24 protein-coding genes are annotated in these 26,647 nt (G+C 64.4%); 14 read left to right on the forward strand and 10 right to left on the reverse strand.

Annotated features, from left to right (window positions below; genetic code table 11):
* Positions 1-336: 336 nt before the first annotated feature.
* The 4 genes from AruPA_RS21800 to AruPA_RS10445 all read right to left on the reverse strand — a co-directional run bounded on the left by AruPA_RS21800 (position 337) and on the right by AruPA_RS10445 (position 3,715).
* Positions 337-579 (reverse strand): amidohydrolase family protein, encoded by a 243-nt coding sequence (locus tag AruPA_RS21800; RefSeq protein ID WP_408858592.1) that lies wholly within the window; start codon positions 577-579, stop codon positions 337-339.
* A gap of 453 nt (positions 580-1,032) precedes the next feature.
* Positions 1,033-2,040, reverse strand: a complete 1,008-nt coding sequence (locus AruPA_RS10435; RefSeq protein WP_265636620.1) for a transketolase family protein — start codon at positions 2,038-2,040, stop codon at positions 1,033-1,035.
* Positions 2,040-2,936 (reverse strand): transketolase, encoded by an 897-nt coding sequence (locus AruPA_RS10440; protein ID WP_265636621.1) that lies wholly within the window; start codon positions 2,934-2,936, stop codon positions 2,040-2,042. The genes AruPA_RS10435 and AruPA_RS10440 overlap by 1 nt, the downstream gene beginning before the upstream one ends.
* Before the next feature lie 29 nt (positions 2,937-2,965).
* On the reverse strand, positions 2,966-3,715 hold the full coding sequence (locus AruPA_RS10445) for an SDR family NAD(P)-dependent oxidoreductase (protein WP_265636622.1): 750 nt from the start codon (positions 3,713-3,715) through the stop codon (positions 2,966-2,968).
* Positions 3,716-3,819: 104 nt separating this feature from the next.
* Between AruPA_RS10445 and AruPA_RS10450 the strand changes: the two genes are divergently transcribed.
* Complete coding sequence (locus AruPA_RS10450; protein ID WP_265636623.1) at positions 3,820-4,080, forward strand: LysR family transcriptional regulator; 261 nt, start codon at positions 3,820-3,822, stop codon at positions 4,078-4,080.
* Between the two features lie 138 nt (positions 4,081-4,218).
* Here the strand turns inward: AruPA_RS10450 and AruPA_RS10455 are convergent, their stop codons facing one another.
* On the reverse strand, positions 4,219-4,548 hold the full coding sequence (locus AruPA_RS10455; RefSeq protein ID WP_265636660.1) for a DUF2867 domain-containing protein: 330 nt from the start codon (positions 4,546-4,548) through the stop codon (positions 4,219-4,221).
* A 169-nt stretch (positions 4,549-4,717) separates the two neighbouring features.
* On the opposite strand from AruPA_RS10455, the gene AruPA_RS10460 reads away from it, so the two are divergent.
* Positions 4,718-5,890, forward strand: coding sequence for a M20 aminoacylase family protein (locus AruPA_RS10460; protein ID WP_265636624.1), 1,173 nt, complete (start codon positions 4,718-4,720; stop codon positions 5,888-5,890).
* A 6-nt stretch (positions 5,891-5,896) separates the two neighbouring features.
* The gene (locus AruPA_RS10465) at positions 5,897-7,333 is read left to right on the forward strand and encodes a M20/M25/M40 family metallo-hydrolase (RefSeq protein WP_265636625.1); all 1,437 of its coding nucleotides are present in this window, start codon (positions 5,897-5,899) and stop codon (positions 7,331-7,333) included.
* Positions 7,334-7,657: 324 nt separating this feature from the next.
* On the opposite strand, the gene AruPA_RS10470 is transcribed toward AruPA_RS10465, so the two are convergent.
* The 3 genes from AruPA_RS10470 to AruPA_RS10480 all read right to left on the reverse strand — a co-directional run bounded on the left by AruPA_RS10470 (position 7,658) and on the right by AruPA_RS10480 (position 10,695).
* On the reverse strand, positions 7,658-8,473 hold the full coding sequence (locus AruPA_RS10470) for a class II aldolase/adducin family protein (RefSeq protein ID WP_265636626.1): 816 nt from the start codon (positions 8,471-8,473) through the stop codon (positions 7,658-7,660).
* 382 nt (positions 8,474-8,855) lie between these two features.
* Positions 8,856-9,638 (reverse strand): tetratricopeptide repeat-containing protein, encoded by a 783-nt coding sequence (locus AruPA_RS10475; protein ID WP_265636627.1) that lies wholly within the window; start codon positions 9,636-9,638, stop codon positions 8,856-8,858.
* 97 nt (positions 9,639-9,735) lie between these two features.
* A complete protein-coding gene (locus AruPA_RS10480) occupies positions 9,736-10,695 on the reverse strand; it encodes a nucleoside hydrolase (RefSeq protein WP_265636628.1) in 960 nt (319 codons plus the stop codon).
* Positions 10,696-10,985: 290 nt separating this feature from the next.
* Between AruPA_RS10480 and AruPA_RS10485 the strand changes: the two genes are divergently transcribed.
* The 5 genes from AruPA_RS10485 (at position 10,986) to AruPA_RS10505 (ending at position 15,865) form a co-directional block, all read left to right on the forward strand.
* Positions 10,986-13,277 carry an FdhF/YdeP family oxidoreductase gene (locus AruPA_RS10485; RefSeq protein WP_265636629.1) on the forward strand — a complete coding sequence of 764 codons (2,292 nt, stop codon included), beginning with the start codon at positions 10,986-10,988 and terminating at the stop codon, positions 13,275-13,277.
* 2 nt (positions 13,278-13,279) lie between these two features.
* Positions 13,280-14,518: a kynureninase gene (gene kynU, locus AruPA_RS10490; protein WP_265636630.1), complete on the forward strand. Its 1,239-nt coding sequence runs from the start codon at positions 13,280-13,282 to the stop codon at positions 14,516-14,518.
* Between the two features lie 182 nt (positions 14,519-14,700).
* On the forward strand, positions 14,701-15,009 hold the full coding sequence (locus AruPA_RS10495) for an SH3-like domain-containing protein (RefSeq protein ID WP_029312478.1): 309 nt from the start codon (positions 14,701-14,703) through the stop codon (positions 15,007-15,009).
* On the forward strand, positions 15,006-15,287 hold the full coding sequence (locus AruPA_RS10500) for an SH3-like domain-containing protein (RefSeq protein ID WP_265636631.1): 282 nt from the start codon (positions 15,006-15,008) through the stop codon (positions 15,285-15,287). The genes AruPA_RS10495 and AruPA_RS10500 overlap by 4 nt, the downstream gene beginning before the upstream one ends.
* A complete protein-coding gene (locus AruPA_RS10505) occupies positions 15,284-15,865 on the forward strand; it encodes a nitrile hydratase subunit alpha (protein ID WP_265636632.1) in 582 nt (193 codons plus the stop codon). Before AruPA_RS10500 ends, AruPA_RS10505 begins: the two co-directional genes overlap by 4 nt.
* Positions 15,866-15,887: 22 nt before the next feature.
* On the opposite strand, the gene AruPA_RS10510 is transcribed toward AruPA_RS10505, so the two are convergent.
* The gene (locus AruPA_RS10510) at positions 15,888-17,060 is read right to left on the reverse strand and encodes an isovaleryl-CoA dehydrogenase (protein ID WP_265636633.1); all 1,173 of its coding nucleotides are present in this window, start codon (positions 17,058-17,060) and stop codon (positions 15,888-15,890) included.
* The gene (locus AruPA_RS10515) at positions 17,047-17,451 is read right to left on the reverse strand and encodes a hypothetical protein (protein ID WP_265636634.1); all 405 of its coding nucleotides are present in this window, start codon (positions 17,449-17,451) and stop codon (positions 17,047-17,049) included. Before AruPA_RS10515 ends, AruPA_RS10510 begins: the two co-directional genes overlap by 14 nt.
* A gap of 83 nt (positions 17,452-17,534) precedes the next feature.
* On the opposite strand from AruPA_RS10515, the gene AruPA_RS10520 reads away from it, so the two are divergent.
* The 6 genes from AruPA_RS10520 (at position 17,535) to AruPA_RS10545 (ending at position 26,420) form a co-directional block, all read left to right on the forward strand.
* Positions 17,535-18,428, forward strand: a complete 894-nt coding sequence (locus tag AruPA_RS10520; RefSeq protein WP_265636635.1) for a glycine--tRNA ligase subunit alpha — start codon at positions 17,535-17,537, stop codon at positions 18,426-18,428.
* The gene (gene glyS / locus AruPA_RS10525; RefSeq protein WP_265636636.1) at positions 18,428-20,425 is read left to right on the forward strand and encodes a glycine--tRNA ligase subunit beta; all 1,998 of its coding nucleotides are present in this window, start codon (positions 18,428-18,430) and stop codon (positions 20,423-20,425) included. The genes AruPA_RS10520 and glyS overlap by 1 nt, the downstream gene beginning before the upstream one ends.
* A 7-nt stretch (positions 20,426-20,432) precedes the next feature.
* Positions 20,433-23,102, forward strand: coding sequence for a pyruvate, phosphate dikinase (gene ppdK / locus AruPA_RS10530; RefSeq protein WP_265636637.1), 2,670 nt, complete (start codon positions 20,433-20,435; stop codon positions 23,100-23,102).
* A 149-nt stretch (positions 23,103-23,251) separates the two neighbouring features.
* A complete protein-coding gene (gene acs, locus AruPA_RS10535) occupies positions 23,252-25,186 on the forward strand; it encodes an acetate--CoA ligase (protein ID WP_265636638.1) in 1,935 nt (644 codons plus the stop codon).
* A 2-nt stretch (positions 25,187-25,188) separates the two neighbouring features.
* Positions 25,189-25,566: a lysozyme inhibitor LprI family protein gene (locus AruPA_RS10540; protein WP_265636661.1), complete on the forward strand. Its 378-nt coding sequence runs from the start codon at positions 25,189-25,191 to the stop codon at positions 25,564-25,566.
* Between the two features lie 8 nt (positions 25,567-25,574).
* A complete protein-coding gene (locus AruPA_RS10545; protein WP_265636639.1) occupies positions 25,575-26,420 on the forward strand; it encodes an alpha/beta fold hydrolase in 846 nt (281 codons plus the stop codon).
* Positions 26,421-26,647 lie beyond the last annotated feature (227 nt).

Consider the following 26,647-nt stretch of genomic DNA (forward strand, 5'->3'; position numbering starts at 1 on the left):
TGTTAGATTCTTGGTTTGGGGTGTGGCGTGGTGGCGGATGTTGGGGGTGATGGTTGAGGCCGGATTGACTTTATGGGGATGGTTGAAGGGGCAGATGGGTCGATTTTGGTATTGTGGGCGATTGGCTTCGCAAGGGCTCTGCCTATCCTACGGCTTGCTGCACTCCTCAGCAGCATCCGGCGGCGGATCGATTTCTGGTTCATGTTCGTTTCCTTCTTTTGGACGTTCTCTGGATCAGTAAACCCGTCGCGACGCCTGCTGATGGGCAATCCGCCACTTGCAGGACTCAGGTCGCGACTTCAACGACCTCCCGTAACCGGTAGCGGGTACCATCGGTCACAGGCGGTAGATCCGTGTTGCGTTCGCGTGAAACAATTTCGGCCGTTCGTGCCCGGTAAAGTCCGACACAATCTCTTTGAAGGCATCGAAAATCGCATCATGCGGGCTGAACAATTTGCCGGCCGGAAAATTGCTTGCGAACATGCACCGGTCCACGCCGAAGGCGTCGATCGCGTGCAGGACATAGGGGTGTATCGACCGGGGGATCTTATGACGGTCGCAGCGGCGGGAACATCCCACGGCAAGGGCGCTTTGATAGCGAATGTGTCAGGCAGCCACGCCGTTTCGTTTTTTTCAGAGTTGCGAAGCTGGAACCGGCGCTCGGATATACGTTTCGAATTCATCATGGTATCCGCGATCGGCAACGGCGCCGGGATGCGCTTCGCTGCTCGATCGCCGGTACCATACCCGATGCCGCTCGCTGTGGCCTGCCGTGGCGCGCGGGAGATCTTATCACTGTTCATCCGGTAGAGCCTGCAAGCGGATTTCGGCGCAATCCCGATCAGCCGGTTTATGATTTTTGCAGGACCGGCCGGCGCACCGGCAGGGGCGGGAACGGTGCCTGGCGATATGCGTTGATTGAAATCGCGATCCTTCAGGATGGACGAAGACCCGTTTTCAGACATTCCTGGTTCCTCCGTACTCATTGCCGATCGCATCACCCGTTGTGGTGATGCCGATGCCACGGTCGCGTCATAACCAGCCCTTGATCTGCTGGACCATTGCTGCGGTCGAGATGCCGTAGCGGTCGTGCAGGGTGGGCAGGGCGCCGGCGGCGAGGAATTCGTCCGGCAGGCCGATCTGGCGGAATTTCGGCGCGATTCCGGCGCGGAGGAGGCCGGCTGCAATTGCCTCGCCAAGACCGCCGATCACCGTGTGGTTCTCGGCGACGACGACGAGGCGTCCGCCCTTGCCTGCGGCGGTCATGATCGTGTCGAGATCGAGCGGCTTGATCGTTGCCGCATGCAGAACCTCGACGCCGATGCCGTCCTTGCCGAGCATCTCCGCGGCCTGCAGCGCGCGCATCGTGGCCAACCCTGTCGAGACCACCAGAACGTCGTTGCCGGGGCGGAGCGACTTTGCCTTGCCGATCTCGAATGTGTAGCCGTACTCGTCGAGGATCAGCGGCACGTTGCCGCGCAGGAGACGCATATAGACCGGACCCTCGTGCGCTGCGATCGCGGGCACCGCCTGCTCGATCTCCAACGCATCGGCCGGGTCGATGATGGTGAGGTTTGGCATGCCGCGGAAGATCGCGATATCCTCGGTTGCCTGATGGCTCGGCCCATAGCCGGAGGTCAGGCCGGGCAGGGCGCAAACGATCTTGACGTTGAGCTTTTCCTCGGCAATCGCCATGCAGATGAAGTCATAGGCCCGGCGGGCGGCGAACACGGCGTAGGTGGTGACGAAGGGCACCGTTCCTTCCCGCGCGAGCCCGGCCGCTGCCATCATCAGCAGCTGTTCGGCCATGCCCATCTGGTAGAACCGCTCGGGATAGGCTTTTGCGAAGATGTGCATGTCGGTGTATTTCGCGAGGTCGGCGCTGAGGCCGACGATTTCGGGCCGCGACTTTGCCAGTTCGACCAGCGCGTTGCCGAAGGGGGCTGCGGTCGTGCGCTGGTCGGCGGTCGCGATCGAGGCGATCATCGCCGAGGTGGCGAGCCGCTTCTTCGGCGCGGCAGTGGTTTGAGCGGTGCTCATCACAGGGTCTTTCCGCTGAAGGTTTCATCGAGCAGGGCAATCGCCTGCTGCCATTCCCCGGGCTCGACGCGCAGGAAGTGGTTGCGCTCGCGGGTTTCGAAGAAGGACACGCCCTTGGCCATCTGCGTGTCGCAGATCACGATGCGCGGGGCGGCAACCCTGGCTGCGCGTGCCGCGTCGAAGGCTGCGACAACTGCATCGATATCGTTGCCGTCAACGCGCTGGGTGTGCCAGCCGAAGGCGCGGAACCGCTCGTGCAGCGGTTCGCGCGAGGACATCGCCGAAGATGGTCCATCTGCCTGCTGGTCGTTCACGTCGACGATGCCGATCAGATTGTCGAGCTGCCAATGGGCCGCACCCATGACACCTTCCCAGATCGAGCCCTCGTTCAACTCGCCGTCGGAGAACAATGTGTAGACAAACGAATTCGAGTGTTTGCGTTTGAGACCGAGTGCCATGCCAACGGCAATGCCGACGCCGTGGCCGAGCGAGCCGCCGGTCATTTCCATGCCCGGCGTGTAGGCCGCCATGCCGGACATCGGCAACCGGCTCTCGTCGGTACCGTAGGTCTCGATGTCGCTCTCGGGCAGGATGCCGGCCTCGATCAGTGCGGCGTACAGCGCGATCGCGTAATGGCCGATCGAGAGGAGGAAGCGATCGCGCCCTTCCCAGTGCACGTCGTCCGGCCGGTGGCGCAGCGCATGGAAATAGGAAACGGCAAGCACGTCGGCGATGCCGAGCGCCTGGGCAATGTAACCCTGGCCCTGGACCTCACCCATCCGCAGCGCGTGCCGGCGGATGCGGTAGGCACGCTCGCGAAGCGAGACGTTCGAACCGGCGTAGGGAAATCCGCCGGCGGGTCCGGCGGGCGGTGCATGGATATCGAGAGTGGGCATGATGTCGGGGTTCCGGCGCTATGAGTGGGTTAATGGATCAGCATGCCGCCGTTCACATCGATCACCGCGCCCGTGACATAGGCGGAGAGATCGGAGGCGAGGAACAGGAAGATCCGGGCGACGTCTTCAGCGGTGCCGAGCCGGCCGATGGGGATGCCTTTGAGAATTTCCGTGCGCATCTCGTCGGTCAGCATGCCACCGGTGATTTCGGTCTTGATCAGGCCGGGTGTCACTGAATTGACCCGGATGCCGAACGGGCCGAACTCGCGGGCCATCGCCTTGGCAAGGCCCAGGACGCCGGCCTTGGCGGCCGAATAATGCGGACCGCCGAATATGCCGCCACCGCGCTGGGCCGAGACCGAGGACATGCAGGCAATCGAGCCGGCGCGCCGGTCGCGCATGTGGGGCAGGAAAGCCTGGCTGAGATAGAACACGCCGGTAAGGTTGACGTCGATGATCCGCTCCCAGTTGCGCTCGGTGATGTCCTGCAGGCGCAGCGGCTCGGTAATGCCGGCATTGTTGATCAGAATGTCGATCTGACCGAAGGCGGCGATCGCCTGCCGGGCGGCGGCTTCACAGGCTGCGCGGTCGGTGACGTCGCAGGCGAAGCCAGCATGCTCGGCGCCAATCGACGCGGCGGCAGCCGCCGATGCAGCTTGATCAAGATCGAGAATGGCGATGCGTGCGCCATGCGCGGCGAGCAGACGGGCTGTTGCAACTCCGATACCCTTTGCGCTCGCGGCGCCCGATATGACCGCCGTCTTTCCCGTGAGTAGCATTTTGTTTCCTGCACCCGTGCCGCGATGAGATAAACGCGTAGGTACATGAAACATCAGACGCTTAATTTGCATGAGATGATGAATTCAGTTCATGTGTGTGCGCGATGTTGAACAATGTCCCGCTCTCCATGTTGCGAGCCTTCGAAGCCGCCGGACGGTCAGAATCGTTCCGGGCCGCGGCGGCGGAACCTGGCCTGACGGCGAGTGCGGTGAGCCACGCGATCCGCAAGCTGGAGGACCTGCTTGGCGTGCGGCTGTTCCAGCGCCAGGCCAAGGCTGGCCCGCCCTCCGGCAACGCGATCGTCGCAGTCGCCTCGATGATCTGCTCCGGGCCTTCCCTTGGTGGCCAGACGCCTCTTCCGTAGACCTCTGGACGTAGCCGGGTTCGCTGGGCCAGACTGTCGAAAGCCGCGATGTGGGTGATGCGGGGCTCGCCGGCCAGGGATCGCCAACCGCAAGAATGGGCGACCGCTGGAAATGCCCGCGGTACTCATACCGGGTGCTCATACTGGCGGCTGCTCATGGCGCGGCCAGCCGAGCGTCCGGGCCCGATCAAGCGACCGCCGCACGACCGCGCGATGGAACGGCGCGATGAGGGTGATGTAGACGCGCCCGAGGGGACGATGGCAGAAGATCAGTGTGGTCACCGTGAGTCGCTGCGGTTGCCGCGGGGATGCGGGCTGCTGGAGGACCGACAGGCGGAAATCGAGATGCGTGTCGTCCTCGCCGAGATTGATTTCATTCTCATACCGTTCGAGAACCCGGAAGATATTTATCCGGTCGCCGCATGCGGCCTCGAGATCGGCCGCAGTCTTGAGGCCGAAGGGCCGCACGAGCCGCTGCCGATCGAACGCCCGCCCGCTGTGCAATATTGCCGTCGCACGCGATATGCGCTTTGCTCAGATTAACCGAAGATCCATCATCCGGTAGGCGATTATCACGATGGTCACGACCGGGACGCTGCGCCCCGCAGGTGCCGGCGATGGAAAGGAGTGCGAAACGATGGATATTGTCGATGCGATTCGGGCCTATCACGACGATCTGACGTCGATCCGCCGCTCCATCCACGCCCATCCCGAGATCGGCTTTGAAGAGTATCGCACCAGCGATCTGGTCGCGGCAAAGCTCACGGAATGGGGCATCGCGGTGCATCGCGCGGTCGGCGGCACCGGGGTGGTCGGCGTGCTGAGCCGTGGCAACGGTGCCGGCAGCATCGGGCTGCGCGCGGATATGGACGCCCTGCCGATCACCGAAGCGACCGGGCTCGCCTACGCCAGCACCAACCCCGGCGTGATGCACGCCTGCGGTCATGACGGCCACACCACCATGCTGCTCGGCGCGGCGCGCTATCTGGCGGCCACCGGCAATTTCGACGGCACAGTCAATTTCATCTTTCAGCCCGCCGAAGAGGGTCTGGGCGGTGCGAACGCCATGATCAGCGCCGGGTTGTTCGACCGGTTTCCCTGCCAGCAGGTGTTCGGCATGCACAATCGCCCGGGGCTCGAGGTCGGCGCGTTTGCGATCAAGCCCGGGCCGATGATGGCGGGCGGCGCGTTTTTCGATATCACCGTCACCGGCCGCGGCGCGCATGGCGCCCGGCCGGAGGACAGCGTCGATCCCGTGCTGGCGGCCGCAGCGATCACCAGTGCGCTGCAATCGATCGTTTCACGTAACGTTACCCCGGGCGATCCGGCAGTGCTCAGCATCACCGGCCTGCAGGCAGGCACCGCTTATAACGTGATCCCCGAAACCGCGACGATCCGCGGCACCGCGCGCAGTTTCAAGCGCGAGACGATGCAGATGATGGAAGACAACATGAAGCGCCTGGCCAGCCAGATCGCCGCCGGTTTCGGCGCGGTCGCGACGGTCGATTTCCGGTTTCTGTTCGCGCCCTTGGTGAACGATCCGGCAGCGACCGATGCGATCGTCGAGGCGGCCGCCTCGCTGGTCGATGCCGCGAAGATCGATCGCGCGAGCGCACCGGTGATGGGGTCGGAGGATTTTTCATTCATGCTGGAATCCCGCCCCGGCGCCTATATCAATCTGGGCAATGGCGCGGCGAGCGCGCCGGTGCATAATGATCGCTACGATTTCAACGACGCGGCAATCCCGTTCGGCGCCGGCCTGTATGCCGCGCTGGTCGAACGCCAGCTGCCGCGCGCCTCGGCCGGCTGACGCACGATGAGCGATCGCACCGCCGCCATCGCCCACGCGCGAGAGGCGTTCGACTCCGGCCGGTTCCAGGATGTGCTCGCCAAATTGATCGCGGTGCCCAGCACGTCGCAGGACCCCGATCATGCCGCGGATGTCGCAACCTATCTCGATGCGCATATGCGCCCCTGGCTGCTCCGCCTCGGCTTCACCGTCGCGCTGCATCCGAACCCGGAACCCGGTTTCGGGCCGATCCTGTTTGCCGAGCGGATCGAAGCGGCGGGTCTGCCGACCGTCATCACGTATGGCCATGGCGATACGGTACACGGGCTCGAGGACCAATGGCGCCCTGGTCTGGCGCCTTGGGCGCTGACGGTCGAGGGTGATCGCTGGTACGGCCGCGGCACCGCCGACAACAAGGGCCAGCACGCGGTCAATCTCACCGCGCTGGAATCCGTGATTGCGGCACGGCAGGGCCGGCTCGGGTTCAATATCAAACTGATCCTGGAGACCAGCGAGGAACAGGGCTCGCGCGGGCTGCGCGCCTTCGTCGCGGCGCGGCGCGACCTGCTGGCGGCCGATGTGCTGATCGCCTCCGATGGGCCGCGCGTGCTGCCCGATCTGCCGACCATCGCCACCGGCACGCGCGGCACGTTCCATTTCGATCTGCGGGTCTCGTTGCGGCGCGGCGGCGTGCATTCGGGCCATTGGGGCGGCCTCGCGGCGGACCCGGCGGTGATTCTCGCGCATGCGCTGGCCTCGATCTGCGATCGCCACGGCCGCATTCTGGTGCCCGGCTGGTTGCCCCAGGCCGGCATTCCGCCGGCGACCAGGGCGGTGCTGGAGGGCTGCCCGGTCGGCGGTGGCGGCGAGTCTGCCGCGATCGATCCGGGCTGGGGCGAGCCCGGCCTGACCGATGCGGAAAAAATCTTCGCCTGGACCAGCTTCATCGTGCTGGCCATGAGTTCCGGCACGCCGGCCCATCCGGTCAACGCCGTCGCACCCGATGCTTGGGCGCACTGCCAGCTGCGCTACACTGTCGATGCCGATCCCGCGCGTTTCGAAGCCGATCTGCGCGGTCATCTCGATGCGGCGGGATTTCCCGAGGTGCGGATCGAGCGCGCCGGCATCCGCATGCCGGCGAGCCGCACCGATCCCGCACACCCCTGGGTTCGGTTCGCCGCCGACAGTATCGCGCGCAGCCTCGATCGCCGCGTGCAGATCATCCCCAATGCCGCCGGTGGCCTGCCCGGCGATGTGTTCGTCGATCATCTCGACGTGCCGCTGGTCTGGGTGCCGCACAGCTACAACGGCTGCCAGCAGCACGGGCCCGATGAACATAGTCTGGCCTCGTCGCTGCGCGAGGCGATCACTGCCTTCGCCGGGCTCTGGTGGGACCTCGGGGCGGGAAACACGCCGGCCCCCACGTGCAGTATTGCCAAACAAGATCACGCGCACGGATTATAAAGATTGTCGTGGAGCGGTCGATGGCGCCAGACGACGTGATTGCAGGATCGCGACAATCTCGCTCACGGCCCGGCCCCGGGTGGTGTGGGGCATGTCTTGCGGCGCCGCATGCGATGCTGAAGGCGGCGGAGCAGGTGCCGAATTCAGTGTAATCCGGCCGCGATGGATGGGCGCGGGGTTGTCAGGTCCCGCCACGGGCGCGCTTTTCGTAAAGCTATGCTCAATGAGCGTGCAGGCATCCCACATTTTTGTGGGCTTGGGCTTTGAGTGAACCGGGACGCGGCAATCTCGTGGCCGAAGAATTCCAGAATAGCGGTTTTTTGGTCAGTCGAACATATCGGGCTGCTGCGCTGCGATCTGGGCGTAAAGCGTCTGGAAATGCAGCCAGCCGATAAAATCGTTGCCGACATGCTGGCGGCTGTATTCGGCGTTCTTCTGGGAGAGTGTCCGGGGTTTGACACCGGACGCCTCGATCAACAGCTGCACCTGGCAGCACCGCTCGAGGGCGATGAACCAGAACGCGGCGTCGTCGATGCTGTGGCGGCTGGCGGTCAGCAGCCCGTGATTCTGGTGCAGTGCAGCCCGTGCGTTGGCGAAAGCGCTGGCGATCGAATAGCCGGACTCGCGTTCGACCGCGACCGCACCCGCGGAGGCCCCGATTACAACGTGGTTATTGTAAAAACAGGCGGCGTCCTGGCTTATCATGTCGAGCGGCCGCCCCGTGGCGCACCAGGCGGTGCCGTAGACGGTATGAGCATGGCACATCGCGACGATGTCCGGATGCGCTTCGTGGACGGCTGCGTGAAGAACGAAGCCGGCTCGATTGATCGCGTGGGATCCCTGCACGACGTTGCCGGCATGATCCGCCAGAATCAGGTTCGACATCTTGACTTGCGAGAAATGGACGCACATCGGGTTGGTCCAGTACAGCTCGGGCCGTTCCGGGTCGCGGATTGTCAGGTGCCCGGCGAAGCCGTAATCGAAACCATGCATCGCGAAGGCGCGTACGGCCGCAACCAGATGCTGCTTGCGATAGGTCCGCTCGGCCTCGAACGAAGAAAACTGTGGGATTTCCGGGAAGATCAGGCCCTGCTGTTCCGGCTGATAGATCGATACGCGGCCGTCCAAGGTTTCGAGCATTTGCGTTCCTCGTTCGTCTTGTGATGGGTTGGACTGGAATATGGCCTGAAAGTGCCGCAATTGACAAAGGATAGTTTCTCACTCCCGCGACAGGACGGGTTCTGAGGCTGATCGTGCGCCTCTCGATTTCCGGCGCGCCGCACGCGTTCGGGGCCGGGGCCCGGGTGGCGGCGTCTCAGGTTGGGCGGCCGTAAACCATCAACCATCAACGGGTCATGCGGGACGGCGAATAGGCGGGACGTGCGGCGAACCGCACTGCCGTCGTCATCGACAGTCGACGTGTCAGGACGACAGCGTGCGGTGGTGTGCGAGGGATGATGGCGGCAGGAAAAGCGAGACCCGCCGGCTCGCCGCAGATTTCGGTGCTCCCATCGCCAGACGCTTACCAGTTGTTATCGGGGTCGAAGTCTGTGTTGTCGTCGGTGGGTTGGTTGTTATCGTTCCAATCGGGTGAGCCGGACAGGCCGTCGTCGCGGTCGGGGGCTTGGGGGTCGGGTGGTGCGATGCCATCGTCGCGGCTGGCGTTCTGGTTGCCGAGCAGGTCGCCGACGATGCGTTCACCCGCGACGAAGGCGGCGCCGGTGGCGAGGCCGGAGAGCAGGGCGCTGCCGAGGCCTGATCCGCTGGCGGTGGGGCCGGCGGGTCCGTAGGGGGGTTGGTTTCCCATGCCCATGTTCGGGTTGCCGAAGCCGTAGGGCTGGGGCGGGCGCATCGCGGTCTGGCGTGACCGGCGGATGATCCGCACGATGAAGAACACGGCCAGCAGGGCGATGAGGATCAGGCCGAATTTGTTCATATGAAAGCCGGTGGGGGCGAGCGGTGCGGGTGCCGGGCCGGCGAGGTGGGCTTTCAGGGCGGCGACTTTATCGGGTTTGGCGAAGGGCAGGCCGGGGGCGGCGGATTCCGCTTTGGCCAGCGCGGTGCGGGCGGCGGGACGGTTGCCGAGTGCGTCCTGCGCTTCGGCGGTGAGATACCAGGCGACGCCGCTTTGCGGGTGGGCGCGAAGGATCGGCCGCAGGTCGGCGAGCGCGGTGCGGGCGTGGCCATCCGCGATCATGATCTGGATCTGCTGGGGTGTCTGGGTGGTTTGGGCGGATGCGATGCCGTGGCCGAACATGAGCAGGCCGGCGACGGCGAGACTGCGGATCAACGAACGGCCCGTCATGGGGACCTCCTGGATGGGTGCGACACGCCGTATATAAGCCTTCGGCGCGCACTATACAGCTTCGTGATCGGTGCCGGCGGATTGTGTGCGGCGCGGGTCAGTCCTGTTCCAGCGTTCTGAACAGCATCGATTTGAAGCGGGCGATGTCGATGGTGCGGCAGACATCGATGGGCGGCAGTGTCTGGGCCCAGGCGGGATCGTTGGCGTGTTTGCCGGCGGTGGCGAGTTCGTCGATCAGGGTGGCGCCGCGGGCGAGGCCATCGAGCGGGATGGCGACGCCGCACCGCGTGGTGTGCGTGACGATCGAAGGGTCGAGGGCGATGGCCATGGCGACGGGGTCGGGCAGGGGCAGGCCGGGTTCGGCCTGGGTTGCGGTTGCGGCGCGCAGGGCGCTGCGCGAGCAGGCGATGGCGAAGCGGGCGGTGGCGTGGCGGGACGTGGTGAGGCGGGTCATGTCATCGGCATCGAGGCAGGCGGCGCCGCGTGAGAGTTCCCAGCCGACCAGGGTGATGGGCATGCCCGACGCGAGCACGATGGCGGCGGCTTCAGGGTCGCACCAGATGTTGTATTCAGCGGCCGGCGTGACGTTGCCGATGCTGCCGGGGTTGCCGCCCATGATGGTGCAGCTTCGGACCCAGGTGGCGAGTTGGGGTTGGATCCGCAGGGCGAGGGCGATGTTGGTCAGCGGGCCGAGGGTGACGAGGTCGATGGCACCGGGTGCCGCGCGGCAACGCCGGATCAGTTCGAAGACCGCCGGTTCGGCCTCGGCCTCGTGCGTGGGGGTTGGGAATCCGACGTCGCTCAGGCCATCGGCGCCGTGGAAATAGCCGGCATCGGCGCGGGGTTTCAGCAGCGGGCGGTCGGCGCCGCGATAGACCGGCACGCGGGCACCGCAGAGGTCGAGCACGATGCCGGCATTGATGGCGCCTTGTTCGACGGCGACATTGCCGCTGACGATGGTGATGGCCTCGATCCGCACATCCGGCGTGCGGAGCGCCATGATCAGGGCGATGGCGTCGTCGGAGGCGGTATCGGTATCGATGATCAGGGTGCGCATCGGCGGGTTATCGGGTGTTGCGAAGGGGAAGGGAAGCGCTTCTTTTTTGAAAAAAAGAAGCAAAAAACTTTCCGACCCTGGGGCACGGGCGTTTTCACGGGCATGGGCCCAGATTAGCAAAGTTTTTTTGTTTCTTTTTTGTTCACAAAAAAGAAGTCTTTCCCTTCCTTCGCTCATGTCGGTCATGGCAGCCTCCCTCCCGAAGCTTGTGCTGCATTGCGGGGCAGAGCAGTTGCGTTATTCGCCGAAATCCCCAATGTCGGCCCAACGCACCGCGGAGGAAGTATCGCATGGCCGAGCAGGACGAGATTTTCGCACCTTACGACGCACCGGCCGGCGGCTGGGGCGCGCTGGCGGCGACCGCGAAGGCGCTGCGGCGGCAGAGTGTGGTGGCGCGGGGCGGCAAGGCGCTGCTGGCGGCGAACCAGCCCGAGGGGTTCGACTGCCCAGGCTGTGCGTGGCCTGATCCGAAGCACACGTCATCGTTCGAATTCTGCGAGAACGGCGCCAAGGCGATTGCCTGGGAAGTGACCGACAAGCGCGTGACGCGGGCGTTTTTCGAGCGCTACACGGTGACGGAATTGCTGGCCAAGAGCGATCTCTGGCTCGAGGAGCAGGGGCGGCTGACCGAGCCGATGCGCTACGATGCGGCGCGCGACAAATATGTGCCGGTCGCATGGGATGATGCGTTCGCGCTGATCGCGCGGCACATCAATGCGATGGAGCATCCCGATCAGGCGGAGTTCTATGTGTCGGGCCGCACCTCGAACGAGGCGGCGTTTCTGTTCGCGCTGCTGGGGCGGTTGGTGGGCACCAATAATTTCCCCGATTGCTCGAACATGTGCCACGAGCCGACCAGCCGCGGGCTGCCGCTGTCGATCGGGATCGGCAAGGGGACGTCGGTGCTCGAGGATTTCGAGCATGCGGACATGATTTTGAACATCGGCCAGAATCCCGGCACCAATTCGCCGCGCGCGATGGGCACGCTGCGCGAGGCGGCGAAGCGCGGGGCGCGGATTGTGGTGTTCAACCCGCTGCGCGAGCGGGCGCTGGAGCGGTTCGCCGACCCCAAGAGCACGCAGGATATGCTGTCGAGCGGGGCGAAAATCGCGCATCTGTATTGCCAGGTGAAGGTCGGCGGCGATGCCGCGGCACTCAAGGGCATCATGAAACTGGTGATCGAGGCGGATCGCGCCGGCAAGGCGGCCGGGACCGGCGGTGTGCTCGATGACGATTTCATCGCGGCGCATACGCACGGATTCGAGGATTTCGTTGCCGATCTGGATGCGACATCGTGGGAGGATATCGTTGCGACCTCCGGGTTGAGCCGTGAGGTTCTGCAGCAGGTCGCGACGATTTATTGCGAGTCGAAATCGGTCATTCTGATGTACGGCATGGGTATCACCCAGCATCAGCATGGGTCGGAAAACATCCAGCAATGCGTTAATCTTTTGCTGTTACGCGGCAATATCGGGCGTCCGGGCACCGGGATTTCGCCGGTGCGCGGGCATTCCAACGTGCAGGGGGATCGGACCGTCGGGATCGATGAAAAACCGACCGCGGCGTATCTGGACCGCCTGGGCGCGGTGTTCAAATTCGAGCCGCCGCGCGCGCATGGGCATGGCGTGGTGACCAGCATCGAGGCGATGATGCGGGGCGAGGTGCGGGTGTTTCTGGCGATGGGCGGCAATTTCGTCGCCGCCGTGCCCGATACGCCGGTGGCCGAGGCGGCGATGCGCCGGCTGCATCTGACCGTGGGGGTGAACACCAAGCTCAATCGCGGTCATCTGGTGCATGGGCAGGATGCGCTGATCCTGCCCTGCCGGGCGCGCAGCGAGCTCGATGAGCAGGGTGGCGTGCTGCAATCGGTCACGGTCGAGGACAGCATGAGTTTCGTGCACGCCTCGGGCGGGTTGCTCGAGCCGGCCAGCCCGCATCTGATGTCGGAAGTGGGGATCGTCTGCGGCATGGCAAAGGCGATTTTCCCCGACCGCTACACGCATATCGACTGGGATGGGTATGCCACGAATTACGATAAGATTCGTGACGACATCGAGGCGGTCTATCCTGAGCTGTTCCGCGATTTCAACCGGCGGGTGCGCGAACCCGGCGGGTTCCGGCTGCCCAATCCGGCGAGTGAGCGGATCTGGAAGACCAGAACGGGCCGGGCGAATTTCCTGGTGTTCAAAGGCGTCGCCGAGGATACCGCGCGCGTGGCCGAGCCCGGGTTGTTGCGCCTCGCCACGCTGCGCAGCCATGATCAGTACAACACCACGGTCTACAGCAACGACGATCGGTATCGCGGCATCAAGGGCGACCGGATGGTGGTGTTCATGAACGAGGCGGACATGGCCTCGCGTGGGATCAAGCCGGGCGGCAAGGTGCGGCTGCGGACGGTTTCGACCGATGCGACGGTCAGGATGGTCGAGAATCTGACGGCGATTGCCTACAATATTCCGAGCGGATCGGTGGGCGCATATTATCCCGAGACCAATCCGCTGCTGCCGCTGTATCATCATGACGCGCTGGCCGAGACGCCGGCGGCCAAATCAATCCCCGTGATCGCCGAACCGATGGGCTGAGCGTGGTCGATCGGCGTGAGGCGCTGGTGCGGCTGGACGCGGCCGATCCGCTGGCCGGGTTCCGCGATGCGTTCAGCCTGCCGGAGGGCGTGATCTATCTGGATGGCAATTCGCTCGGCGCGCTGCCGGTGGCGACCGCCGGGCGGGTTGCCGCGGTGGTGGCTGCCGAGTGGGGGCAGGGCTTGATCCGCTCGTGGAACGATGCCGGGTGGATCGGGTTGCCCGAGGCCGTGGGTGACAAGATCGGCCGGTTGATCGGTGCGGCGCCGGGCAGCGTGCTGGCGGCTGATTCGACATCGGTCAATCTGTACAAGCTGCTGGCGGCCGCGCTGGCGTTGCGGCCGGGGCGGCGGGTTATCCTGACCGAAGCCGGCAATTTTCCGACCGATGTCTATATCGCCGACGGTCTCGCGGCCTCGCTGGGCGAGGGGCATGAGGTGCGCGCGGTACCGGCCGGCGGGTTGCGCGAGGCGATGACGCCGGAGGTTGCGGTGGTCATGCTCACCCATGTCAATTACCGCACCGGCGCGATGCACGACATGGCGGCACTGACCGCGGCGGCGCATGCTGCCGGGGCGCTGATGGTGTGGGATCTGGCGCATTCGGCGGGCGCCGTGCCGCTCGACGTTGCGGCGGATCGGGTCGATTTCGCTGTCGGCTGCGGCTATAAATTTCTCAACGGGGGGCCTGGGGCGCCGGCGTTTCTGTATGTCGCGCCGGGCTTGCAGGGGCAGGTGCGCTATCCGCTGACCGGCTGGCTTGGTCATGCCGCGCCGTTCGCCTTCGAGGACAGATTTCGCCCGGCGGCGGGGATTGCGCGCGCGACGGTCGGTACGCCATCGATCATCGCGATGGCGGCGCTGGAGGTTGGGGTCGATCTGGCGCTGCGCGCGCCGATGGCGGCGGTGCGCGCCAAATCGCTGGCGCTGTCGCGCCTGTTGATCGATCTGGTGGCGGCGCGGTGCGGCGATGCGGGGTTCACGCTGGTGACGCCTTTGGCCGATGCCGAGCGGGCGAGCCAGGTTTCGTTTCGTCATGCGCACGCCTACCCGATTGCGCAGGCGCTGATTGCGCGCGGCGTGATCGGTGATTTTCGGGCGCCCGATGTGCTGCGCTTCGGCATCACGCCGCTTTATCTGCGCTATGTCGATCTCTGGGACGCGGTGGATGTACTTGCCGATGTCATGACGCGGGAGATCTGGCGGGAGGCGCGGTTTTCGATGGTGCGGGTTGTGACGTGACGTGAAAGAAAGTACTTCTTTTTTGTAAAAAAGAAGCAAAAAACTTTTATTTATTTGGTTATCGGGCGTTTCACTGGCACGACCCCAAGTCAAGAAAGTTTTTTGTTTCTTTTTTACAAAAAAGAAATACTTCCTTCCCCTTCACCCTTGCCCCCATGGGCCATTTATGATGGATTCCCGGCATGGACCAGGACGAGCCCAGAGCGATGCACGATATCGGCGGTGTGCCGCGCTTTTTGTGCGAGCCGGTCGATCCGTCGCCGCATAGCCTGACCGAGTTCGATCGTACGGTCGATGCGATTCGTCAGATCCTGGGTCAGAAGCAGGTCATGTCGGTCGATGAGCTGCGCCGCGGCATCGAATCACTGCCCGAGGCGACCTATTTCGGGCTGTCGTATTATGAGCGCTGGCTGCGCTCGATCACCGCGATCCTGCTCGAAAAATCGGTCATCACCGAGGCCGAATTGATGGCGGCGGCGACCGCGCCATGAGCCTTGCCCCCGGCCGCAGCGTGCGCGTCAAGGCCGATTGGCCGGAGCTGCGCGGCCGGTGCCATATCCGCACGCCGCATTACGTGCGGGGCCAGACCGGCACGATCCTGCGCCACCTTGGTGATTTCCCCAACCCCGAGGACCTTGCCTTCGCCCGTCCCGCCGCGGCGACGCCGCTCTATCATGTCCGGTTCGATCAACCATCGCTGTGGGGTGAGGGCGCCACAGGCGATGATATCGTGATCGAATTATTCGCCCATTGGCTGGAGCCGCTATGACGATCGCGACGCTCGACCACGATACGCTGTTGCAGGCGCTGCGCCGCGTGCTCGCGGAGAAGGACATCGCCCAGCCGGATGAAATCGCCGAACGCATCCGCATCACGGATGCCGGCACACCGGCCCAGGGCGCGCGCATGGTCGCCAGGGCCTGGTGCGACCCCGCGTTTCGCACGCTCATGCTGACCGATGGCGCCCGCGCCGCCGCGCTGCTCGACATTCCGATGCGCGGCGCCCCGCCGCTCGGCGTGCTGGAAAATACCGCCGATCTGCATCATCTGGTCGTCTGCACCCTGTGCAGCTGCTACCCGCGCGCGGTGCTGGGATATCCGCCGTTCTGGTTCAAATCCGCCGCCTATCGGGCGCGCGCGGTGCGCGACCCGCGGGGGTTGCTGACCGAATTCGGCACCACGCTGCCGGCCGCCACCGCGCTGCGGGTGGTCGACAGCACGGCGGATTACCGCTGGATGGTGCTACCCCAGCGCCCGCACGGCACGGAAGGCTGGAGCGAGGCCGCGCTGGCCCGCCTGGTGCGCGCGGGCGACATGATCGGCGTGACCATCCCCGCGCTCGCCTGAGGCGGCGCCTGACCCTTGCGGGTCAGGCGGTTTCCTTGAACAATTCCCGCCCGATCAACATGCGGCGGATTTCCGAGGTGCCGGCGCCGATTTCGTACAGTTTGGCGTCGCGCAGCAGGCGGCCGGTGGCGTAATCGTTGATGTAGCCGTTGCCGCCGAGGCACTGGATCGCTTCGAGCGCCATCCAGGTCGCGCGTTCGGCGGCGTAAAGAATGGCGCCGGCGGCGTCCTTGCGGCTGGTCTGGCCGCGATCGCAGGCTTTGGCGACGGTGTACACGTAGGATCGCGCGGCGGACAGCGTGACGTACATGTCCGCGAGTTTGCCCTGGATGAGCTGAAACTCGCCGATTTTCTGGCCGAACTGCTCGCGTTCGTGAACGTAGGGGATCACGATATCGAGGGCGGCCTGCATGATGCCGAGCGGGCCGGCCGCGAGCACGGCGCGTTCATAATCGAGCCCGCTCATCAGCACGTTGACGCCGCGCCCGAGGCCGCCGAGCACATTGGCCTCCGGCACCACGCAATCCTCGAACACCAGCTCGCCGGTGTTGGAACCGCGCATGCCCAGCTTGTCGAGTTTCTGGGCGCAGGAAAAGCCGGGCATGGTTTTTTCGACGATGAAGGCGGTGATGCCACGGGGCCCGGCCGACATGTCGGTTTTGGCGTAGACCACCAGCGTATCGGCGTCCGGCCCGTTGGTGATCCACATTTTGGTGCCGTTGAGCACGTAGGTGGCGCCGTGTTTTTCGGCGCGCAGCCGCATCGAGACCACGTCCGACCCGGCGTTGGGCTCGCTCATGGCGAGCGCGCCGACGGCGGTGCCGTCAAGCAGGCCGGGCAGATAGCGCCGGCGTTGCTCTTCGGTGCCGTTCAAATTGATCTGGTTGACGCAGAGATTGGAATGCGCGCCGTAGGACAGGCCGACCGAGGCGGAGGCGCGGGAGATTTCCTCCATGGCGACGGCGTGCGCGAGGTAACCCATGCCGGCGCCGCCATAGTCCTCGGGCACCGTGACGCCGAGCAGGCCCATGGCGCCGAATTTTTCCCACAGATCGGCCGGGAATTCGTTGTCGCGGTCGATCGCGGCGGCGCGGGGGGCAATCTCGGCTTCGGCGAAGCGGCGGACGGAGTCGCGGAGTGCATCGATGTCCGGGCCGAGGTCGAAATCGAGTGTCGCCTGATTATTGCCGTGCATGGTCGCTCCCTGTTGCGGCGCTGTCGCGGGCCGGTGCGGCGGCTTCGAGCCAGCCCCACAGGCCGAACGCGGCGCCGATGATGCCTTCGGTGCCGTTGTAATTCACCACGGCGGCAATGCCCACCGCCAGCGCCGCAACCCCGAGGGACCGGCGCGCCAGGGCGAAGGCGAGCAGGCCGAGACCGAGGGCAGCGATGCCGAACCAGCCCTCGTACTGCGCCCACAGCACCGCCTGGCGCGGCGCGCAGATCAGCGGGGGGTGGGGTCTGGCGCATATCGCCACGAAGGCGCGCGGCACGATGGTGAGTTGCCGAAACGCAATGGCCAGGGCCGAAACCGCCACGACCACGGCAATTCCGGTCTGGTCCGCCCGGCTCAATCTTGCTCTCATGCCATCCGCCCCGTAATGGTGCATTGCGAAAACGCCCGCAAAGAAACGCCCATAAAGAATGCCATACCGCATACCATGAAATCATGACCGACCAGAAACCACCGCCGCCGGCCTCGCTGAGCTTTCAGGATATGATATTGACGTTGCACCGCTTCTGGGCGGCGCAAGGCTGCGTGATCCTGCAGCCCTACGATGTCGAGATGGGGGCGGGCACGTTTCATCCGGCCACCACCCTGCGCGCGCTGGGGCCGAAGCCCTGGGCCGCGGCCTATGTGCAGCCCTCGCGCCGGCCATCCGACGGGCGGTACGGCGAGAACCCGAACCGGTTGCAGCATTATTATCAGTACCAGGTGATCATCAAACCCTCGCCGGCGGATGCGCAGGATCTGCTGCTGGCGAGTTACCGGGCGATCGGGCTCGACCCGCTGCTGCATGATTTCCGCTTCGTCGAGGACGATTGGGAGAGCCCGACCCTGGGTGCCTGGGGGCTCGGCTGGGAGATATGGTGCGACGGGATGGAGGTGGGGCAGTTCACCTATTTCCAGCAGGTTGGCGGCATTGCGGTCGATCTGCCGAGTTTCGAGATGACCTATGGGCTGGAGCGGCTGGCGATGTATGTCCAGGGGGTCGAGAACGTCTATGATCTGCGGTTCAACGACGCGGGCAATGCGCGGTCGCTGACCTATGGCGATGTGTTTCTGCGCGCCGAGCGCGATTATTCGGCGCATAATTTCGAGGTTGCGAACACCGATATGCTGATCCGCCATTTCGCCGATGCGGAGGTGGAGTGCGCGGCGCTGGTTGAGCGCGGTCTGGCTCAGCCGGCCTATGATTACTGCATCAAGGCGAGCCATCTGTTCAATCTGCTCGATGCGCGGGGGGTGATCTCGGTGGCCGAGCGGGCGAGTTACATCGGCCGGGTGCGGGCGCTGGCGAAGGCGTGTGCCGAGGTGTGGGTCGCGGGTGAGTTGGTCTGATGGCTGAATTTTTTCTGGAGCTGTTTTCCGAGGAAATTCCGGCACGGATGCAGGCGCAGGCGGCGGCGAACCTCGCGAAAATCGTGGGCGAGGCGCTTGGACCCGTTCAGCCGCGCGATGTGGTGACGTTCTACGGCGCGCGGCGGATTGCGCTGGCGGCCAATATTTCACCGGAAATGCCGGCCAGCGAGACCGAGTTGCGCGGGCCGAAACTAGGCGCGCCGTCTCAGGCGATCGATGGGTTTTTGCGCAAGAATCAGGCCGAGCGCGATGAACTGGTCGAGGAGGGTGGACATTTCCTGTTGCGCCGGCATGTGGCGGCGCGGCCGGCGGCGGATGTTATTCTGGCCGATCTGGGCAAGGCGCTGGCGGCGTTTCCCTGGCCGAAATCGATGCGCTGGGGCCAGAGTGCGGCGTTCACCTGGGTGCGGCCGCTGCGCCGGATCGTGTGTCTGCTCGATGGCGCGGTGGTGCCGATTGCGCTGGGGACGGTGGTCGCGTCCGATCTGTCCGAGGGGCATCGATTTCTTGCCCCTGGCACCTTCAAAGTTGTCAATGCGGCGCAATGGCAGGCGGAGTTGCGCCAGCGGCGGGTGATCGCCGATGCCACGGCGCGCCGGGCGATGATCGCGGATGGGTTGCAGCGCGAAGCGCAGGCGCTGGGGTTGAGCATCGTCAAGGATGATGGATTGCTCGATGAAGTGACCGGGCTGGTGGAATATCCGGTGCCGCTGATCGGGCGGATCGAGCAGCGGTTCATGGCGTTGCCGCCGGAAGTCCGCGAGCTGTCGATGAAGGTGAACCAGCGGTATTTCTCGATGCGCGATGCGGCGGGCGAACCGGCGCCTTATTTCGCATTCGTTGCGAATATCGAGGCGAGCGATGGCGGGGCGGCGATCATTGCCGGCAACGAGCGCGTATTGCGGGCGCGGCTGGCGGATGCCGAGCATTTCTGGGCGCAGGATCGGCAGCATCCGCTGGAGGATTATCTGCCGAAGCTCAAATCGGTGGTGTTTCATGCGAAGCTGGGCACGCAGTTCGAGCGCGCCGAGCGGATTTCGACAATGGCCGGCGTACTTGCATCATTACTCGGCGTCACGCTTGAAGATGCTTATACTGCGCAACGTGCTGGGCTACTTTGCAAGGCCGATCTGGTGACCGGCATGGTCGGTGAGTTTCCGGAATTACAAGGGATCATCGGCGGATATTATGCCGGAGACAACGCAATCGGGCGGGCCATACGCACCCATTACCAGCCCAAGGGACCGACTGACGAAGTGCCACGAGGACTGGTTCCCTCGATCGTCGCACTCGCAGACAAGTTCGACACCCTCATCAAATTTTTCGAATGTGGGGAACGGCCGACCGGATCCGGTGATCCTTATGCGCTCCGCCGCGCAGCACTCGGTGTCATTCGCATCATTGTCGAGAATGGACTTCCTCTGCCGCTCAACGAACCGGGACTGATCGTTGATCATAGCCTTCTCGACTTCATCCTTGACCGGCTCCGCGTGAAGTTGAGAACCGAGGGACGGCGATTCGATATTCTCGATTCCGTGCTGGCGAAAGGTAAGGATTTCAACCTCGTGCGTCTGATGCGGAAAATCGACGCGATCGAATCCTTCCTGCAGACCGATGATGGGCTGAATTTGCTCGCCGCATATCGCAGGGCCGCTAATATTCTCCGGATCGAGTCAGCAAAGGACGGTCCATATCTCCAGAACGCGGACCCGGAGCAGCTGAGGGAAGACACGGAGAGGCAGTTAGCCGCCCTGCTTCACGAACGGCGACCCGCTTTAAGTCGTGAAATCGAATCTGAAAACTATAATGCGGCAATGAAGAATCTCGCAGCCTATCGAAAACCGATCGATCAATTCTTCAATGACGTCACAGTCAACGCCGATGATCCATCGCTGCGGCTGAACCGTTTGTTCCTGCTCAACGACTTCGTAAAACAATTCGACCAAATCGCCGATTTCTCGAAACTGGAAGGGTAACCCCGCCATGAGCAAATACGTCTATAGTTTCGGCCCTGGTGCCAGCGATGGCAGTGCGGCGCTCAAGAATTTGTTGGGGGGCAAGGGTGCCAACCTCGCCGAAATGGCGAGCATCGGCTTGCCGGTGCCGCCGGGCTTTACCATCACCACCGAAGTCTGCACCGAGTTCTACAAGAACGACAAACAGTATCCCGCGGCGTTGCGCGCCGAGGTCGATGCGGCGTTGGCCAAGGTGGAGCAGGGCGTCGGCCTTGGCTTTGGTGACAAGACCAAGCCGCTGCTCGTCTCGGTCCGCTCCGGCGCGCGGGTATCGATGCCGGGGATGATGGATACCGTGCTCAACCTCGGCCTGAATGACGAGACGGTCGCCGGCCTCGCCGCGGCCTCGGGCGATGCGCGGTTTGCCTGGGATTCCTATCGGCGCTTCATCCAGATGTATGGATCGGTCGTGCTCGGTGTGGCGCATCACCGGTTCGAGGAGATCATCGAAACCGTCAAGATCGATGAAGGCACCATCGAAGACACGCAACTCACGGCCCAGGACTGGCAGCGCGTGGTCGAGGAGTATCAGGCGGTCGTGCTCGCCGAAACCGGCAAGCCGTTTCCGCAGGACCCGCATGACCAGCTTTGGGGCGCGATCGGTGCGGTGTTCGGCTCATGGATGAACCAGCGCGCCATCACCTATCGCCGCCTGCATGAAATCCCGGCCGATTGGGGCACCGCCGTCACGGTGCAGGCCATGGTGTTCGGCAACATGGGCGATGATTGCGCGACGGGCGTGTGCTTCACGCGCGATCCTTCGACCGGGCTTAATGAATTCTACGGCGAATACCTGCCGAACGCGCAGGGCGAAGATGTGGTCGCCGGCATCCGCACGCCGCGCCCGTTGTCGAACTCCTATGCCAAGCCTGGCGAGTTGAGCATGGAGGCGACGCTGCCCGAGGCCTATGCCGAGCTCAACCGGGTGCGCGAAACGCTCGAGCGGCATTATCACGATATGCAGGACATCGAGTTCACCATTCAGCGCAACAAATTATATATGTTGCAAACCCGCAATGGCAAACGCACCGCCACCGCCAGCGTGCGGATCGCGGTGGAAATGGCGCAGGCCGGGCTGATCGATCAGCGCGAGGCGGTCATGCGGGTCAATCCGCAGTCGCTCGACCAATTGCTGCACCCCACGCTCGACCCCAAGGCGGTGCGCAAACTGCTCGCCAAGGGCCTGCCGGCATCGCCGGGTGCAGCCTCGGGCCTCGTGGTGTTTTCGGCCGATGAGGCGGAGATGCGCGCGCAAAAGGGCGAGGCGGTCATTCTGGTGCGGATCGAGACCAGCCCTGAGGATATTCACGGCATGCACGCGGCGCGCGGCATTCTGACCACGCGCGGCGGCATGACCAGCCACGCCGCCGTGGTGGCGCGCGGCATGGGGCGGCCGTGCGTTGCGGGGGCCGGCGGTATTCATGTCGATTACGGCACGAAAACCCTCACTGCCGGCGGCATCAGCGTGCGGGCGGGCGACACCATAACCCTCGATGGCGCGACCGGCGAGATTTTCGCGGGCTTCGTGCCGATGATCGAACCGGCGCTGTCCGGTGATTTCGCGACATTGATGGGCTGGGCTGATGAAATCCGCCGGCTCAAGGTGCGCGCCAACGCCGAAACCCCGCTCGATGCCGAGACCGCCCGCAAATTCGGCGCCGAGGGCATCGGCCTGTCGCGCACCGAGCATATGTTCTTCGACCCCGAACGGATCGGCGCGGTCCGCCAGATGATCATGGCGAATGACGAGGCCGGGCGGCGCACCGCGCTCGAAAAACTGCTGCCCTATCAGCGCCAGGATTTCGTCGAATTGTTTCGCATCATGGCCGGTCTGCCGGTGACGATCCGTTTGCTCGACCCGCCGCTGCATGAATTCCTGCCGCATGGCGACGCCGAGCTTGAAGATGTCGCCGCCAATCTCGGCATGAGCATGGACGCGATCCGCCAGCGCGCCGGCGAACTCTCCGAAGCCAACCCGATGCTCGGCCATCGCGGCTGCCGGCTCGGTATTTCCTATCCCGAGATTTACGAGATGCAGGCGCGCGCGATTTTCGAGGCGGCGCTCGAGGTCGCACGGGAGACCGGCAGCGCGCCGGTGCCGGAAATCATGATCCCGCTGGTCGGCATGAAGCGCGAACTCGACATCACGCGCGCGCAGATCGATGCGGTCGCCAAATCCGTGTTCGCGGCGGCCGGCACCACGATCGAATACAGCGTCGGCACCATGATCGAACTGCCGCGCGCGGCGCTGACGGCCGATACCATCGCGCAATCGGCCGATTTTTTCTCGTTCGGCACCAACGACCTGACCCAGACCGTGTTCGGCCTGTCGCGCGACGATGCCGGCAAATTCCTGCCGAAATACGTCGAGTCCGGCATTCTGCCGAAAGACCCGTTCGTGTCGATCGATGTCGAAGGTGTCGGTGCGATGATCCGCATCGCCGCCGAAAAAGGCCGTGCCACCAAGCGCGACCTGAAACTGGGCATCTGCGGCGAACACGGCGGCGATCCGGCCTCGATCAATTTCTGCGAGGAGATCGGGCTCGATTACGTGTCGTGCAGCCCCTACCGCGTGCCGGTCGCGCGGCTTGCCGCGGCACAGGCGACGATCGGGATCGCGGCGGACCGGACCGCCTGAGGCCGCGTTGCGAACGCGCGGGGTCGAGGGGCAGGGCCCCTGACCTAGCGCGGTCGCAGTGTGCCGCCGTTCAAATTCAGCGACCTGTGCCCTTTCGGAAATGCGCGATTTTTGGCATACGTGCTGGAACCGTATCGGAGGAAACAAGAATGTCGCATCCTACACTCATCAAAGTCATGCCGGAGATTGCGGCGCACGCGCTGGTCGATCGCGCGGGGTATCACGATATGGCAGCCCGCGCCGCCGCTGACCCGGATGCGTTCTGGGCGGCGGAGAAGGACCGGATCGACTGGATCACGGCGCCGACCAAAATCAAGAACACCTCCTTCACCGGCGATGTCTCGATCAAATGGTTCGAGGATGGCGTGCTGAACGCTTCGGTCAACTGCCTCGATCGGCATCTGGCGACGCGGGGCGATCAGGTGGCGATCATCTGGGAGGGCGATGACCCGGGCCAGAGCAAACACGTGACCTATCGGGAATTACATGCCGAGGTCTGCCGGATGGCGAATGTGCTGGTCGCACTCGGCGCGAAAAAGGGCGACCGGATCACGATTTATCTGCCGATGATCGTCGAGGCCGCGGTGGCGCTGCTGGCCTGCGCGCGGATCGGCGCGATCCATTCGGTGGTGTTCGGCGGGTTTTCACCCGATAGCCTGGCGAACCGGATCCAGGATTGCGATTCCACGATTCTGATCACCGCCGATGAAGGCCGGCGCGGCGGGCGGAAAGTGCCGTTGAAGGCCAATGTGGATGCGGCGCTGAAATCCTGCCCGATGCTGAAATCCGTCGTGGTGGTGAAGGCGACCGGCGGCGATGTCGCGATGATGGCGGGGCGCGATGTGTGGTATCATGAGGCAGCCGCCGCGGTGCCGGCCGAATGCCCGCCCGAGCCGATGAACGCGGAAGACCCGCTGTTCATTCTCTACACCTCCGGTTCGACCGGCAAACCCAAAGGCGTGCTGCACACCACCGGCGGCTACATGGTGTGGGCGAGTTTCACGCATCAATACGTGTTCGATTATCATGAGGGCGAGGTGTACTGGTGCACCGCCGATGTCGGCTGGGTGACCGGGCACACCTACATCGTGTACGGGCCGCTGGCGAACGGTGCCACGACGCTGATGTTCGAGGGGATTCCCAATTATCCCGACACCTCGCGCTTCTGGCAGGTGGTGGACAAGCACAAGGTCAATATTTTCTACACCGCCCCCACCGCGATCCGCGCGCTGATGCGCGATGGCGAGGCGCCGGTGAAACGGACCTCGCGCGCATCGCTGCGCGTGTTGGGGTCGGTCGGTGAGCCGATCAACCCGGAGGCGTGGTATTGGTACAGCCATGTGATCGGCGACGATCGCTGCCCGGTGGTCGATACCTGGTGGCAGACCGAGACCGGCGGCATCCTGATCACCGGATTGCCCGGCGCGGTCGATCAGAAGCCGGGGTCGGCGACGCTGCCGCTGCCAGGGGTCAAGCCGGTGCTGGTGGATGCCGAGGGCCACGAACTCGCCGGCGCGACCGAGGGCAATCTGTGCCTCGCGGATAGCTGGCCGGGGCAGATGCGCACGGTCTACGGCGATCACGACCGCTTCATCCAGACCTATTTCTCGACGTTCCCGGGCTATTATTTCTCGGGCGACGGCGCGCGGCGCGATGAGGACGGGTATTACTGGATCACCGGGCGGGTCGATGACGTGATCAACGTTTCGGGTCACCGGATGGGCACGGCGGAGGTGGAATCCGCCCTCGTCGCGCATCCGAAAGTCGCCGAGGCGGCGGTGGTCGGGTTTCCGCATGACATCAAAGGCCAGGGCATCTATGCCTATGTGACGCTGGTCAGCGGCGAGGAACCGACCGAGGCCTTGCGAAAGGAGTTGATCGTGTGGGTGCGCAAGGAAATCGGCCCGATCGCCGCACCCGATGAAATCCAGTGGGCGCCCGGCCTGCCCAAGACCCGCTCGGGCAAGATCATGCGGCGGATTCTGCGCAAGATCGCGGCGAACGAGACCGATAGTCTCGGCGATACCTCGACCCTGGCCGACCCCGGCGTGGTCGATGATCTCGTGGCGAACCGCGCGGCTTGAGCGTGAGGTTTCGCATCGGGCAAAGGGCTGGCCTTACAGCCCTTTGCCTTGCCGTGCTCCCCGGCGTTGCGGTCGCCCAGACGCAGATGCAGATGAACCAGCAGGCGAGCGCGGAATTCCGCATCGCCGCCGCCCGTCTCGACCTGGTCTACGCGCGGGTCCTGCGCGACAGTGATCCGCACCGGCAGGATTTGTTGCGGCAGGCGGAGCGGGATTGGGTGGCGTATCGCGATGCCGAATGCGCGTACCGGACGGCGGGCTCCGAAGGGGGGTCGATCCACCCGCTCGAAATCATCTCCTGCCGCACTGAACTGACCCGGGTGCGCACCCGCGCCCTCGAACGATCGGACTGCAAACCGGGCGATCCCGCCTGCCAATAGGAGCCATGATGGAACACATGATCGAACACGAAGCCGGCAAGGTGCATCGGGTGTTGGGGTCGGGCGGGGTGGGCTTGCATGTGCGGGAATGGGGGCCGGAACACGCCCAGCCGATCCTGTTCATTCACGGCTGGTCGGCCTGCTACCTCGCCTGGCACAATCAGTTCGATTCCGCGCTGCGCGAAAAATATCGGATCGTGTGCATGGATCTGCGCGGGCACGGATTTTCCGACAAGCCGCTCGACCCCGAGATGTATCAGACCGGCGCGCACTGGGCGGATGATATCGCGGCCGTGATGATCGCGCTTGCGCTGAAACGACCCGTGCTGGTCGGCTGGAGCTACGGCGGGTTCGTGATTTCGGATTACCTGGCGCGGCACGGCAGCAAGAACGTCGGCGCGGTCAATTTCGTCGGCGCGGCAGTCATCTCGTCGAACCCGCCAAGCCATATCGGCGAACGCTTCATCGACGGCGCCTTGCTGGCCGCCAGCGACGACCCGGCCGTAATGATCGAAGGCGTGCGCCACGTCGTGCACGCGACGACCTACAGGCCGCTGCCGGTCGCCGATACCGAACGCGCCCTCGTCGCACTCGGATTGACCCCGCCCGCCGTGCGGGCCTTTCTGTTGATGCGCACGCTCGATTTCACGACGACGCTCGAAGCGCTCGACCGGCCCTGCCTGATCAGCCAGGGCAATGAAGATTGCGTGGTGCTGCCCTCGATGGCCGAACACATCGCATCACACGTCCCCCACGCCAAACTCTCCCGCTACGCCGCCTGCGGACACGCCCCCCAGCAGGAACACCCCGACCGCTTCAACAACGAACTGGCCGCCCTGGTCGAGTCCCTGTGATTCTGGCGGGGCTTGGGCGCTGGGTTAAGGAAGTAAGGCGGGGGGCTTTGCCCCCTCGACCCCCACTAAGGGCGTAGCCCTTAGAACCCGCTAGTTTTAGGCAAGGGGAGGGCGACACGGGCCAGATCAGTTGAACCACCGAGGCAGCGCCCTCCCCTTACCTAAAACTAATGGATTTTAAAGGCTCCGCCTTTAACGGGGTCCAGGGGCAGAGCCCCTGGCCTTGC

The sequence above is a fragment of the Acidiphilium sp. PA genome, assembly GCF_026191915.1.
GTDB lineage: Bacteria > Pseudomonadota > Alphaproteobacteria > Acetobacterales > Acetobacteraceae > Acidiphilium.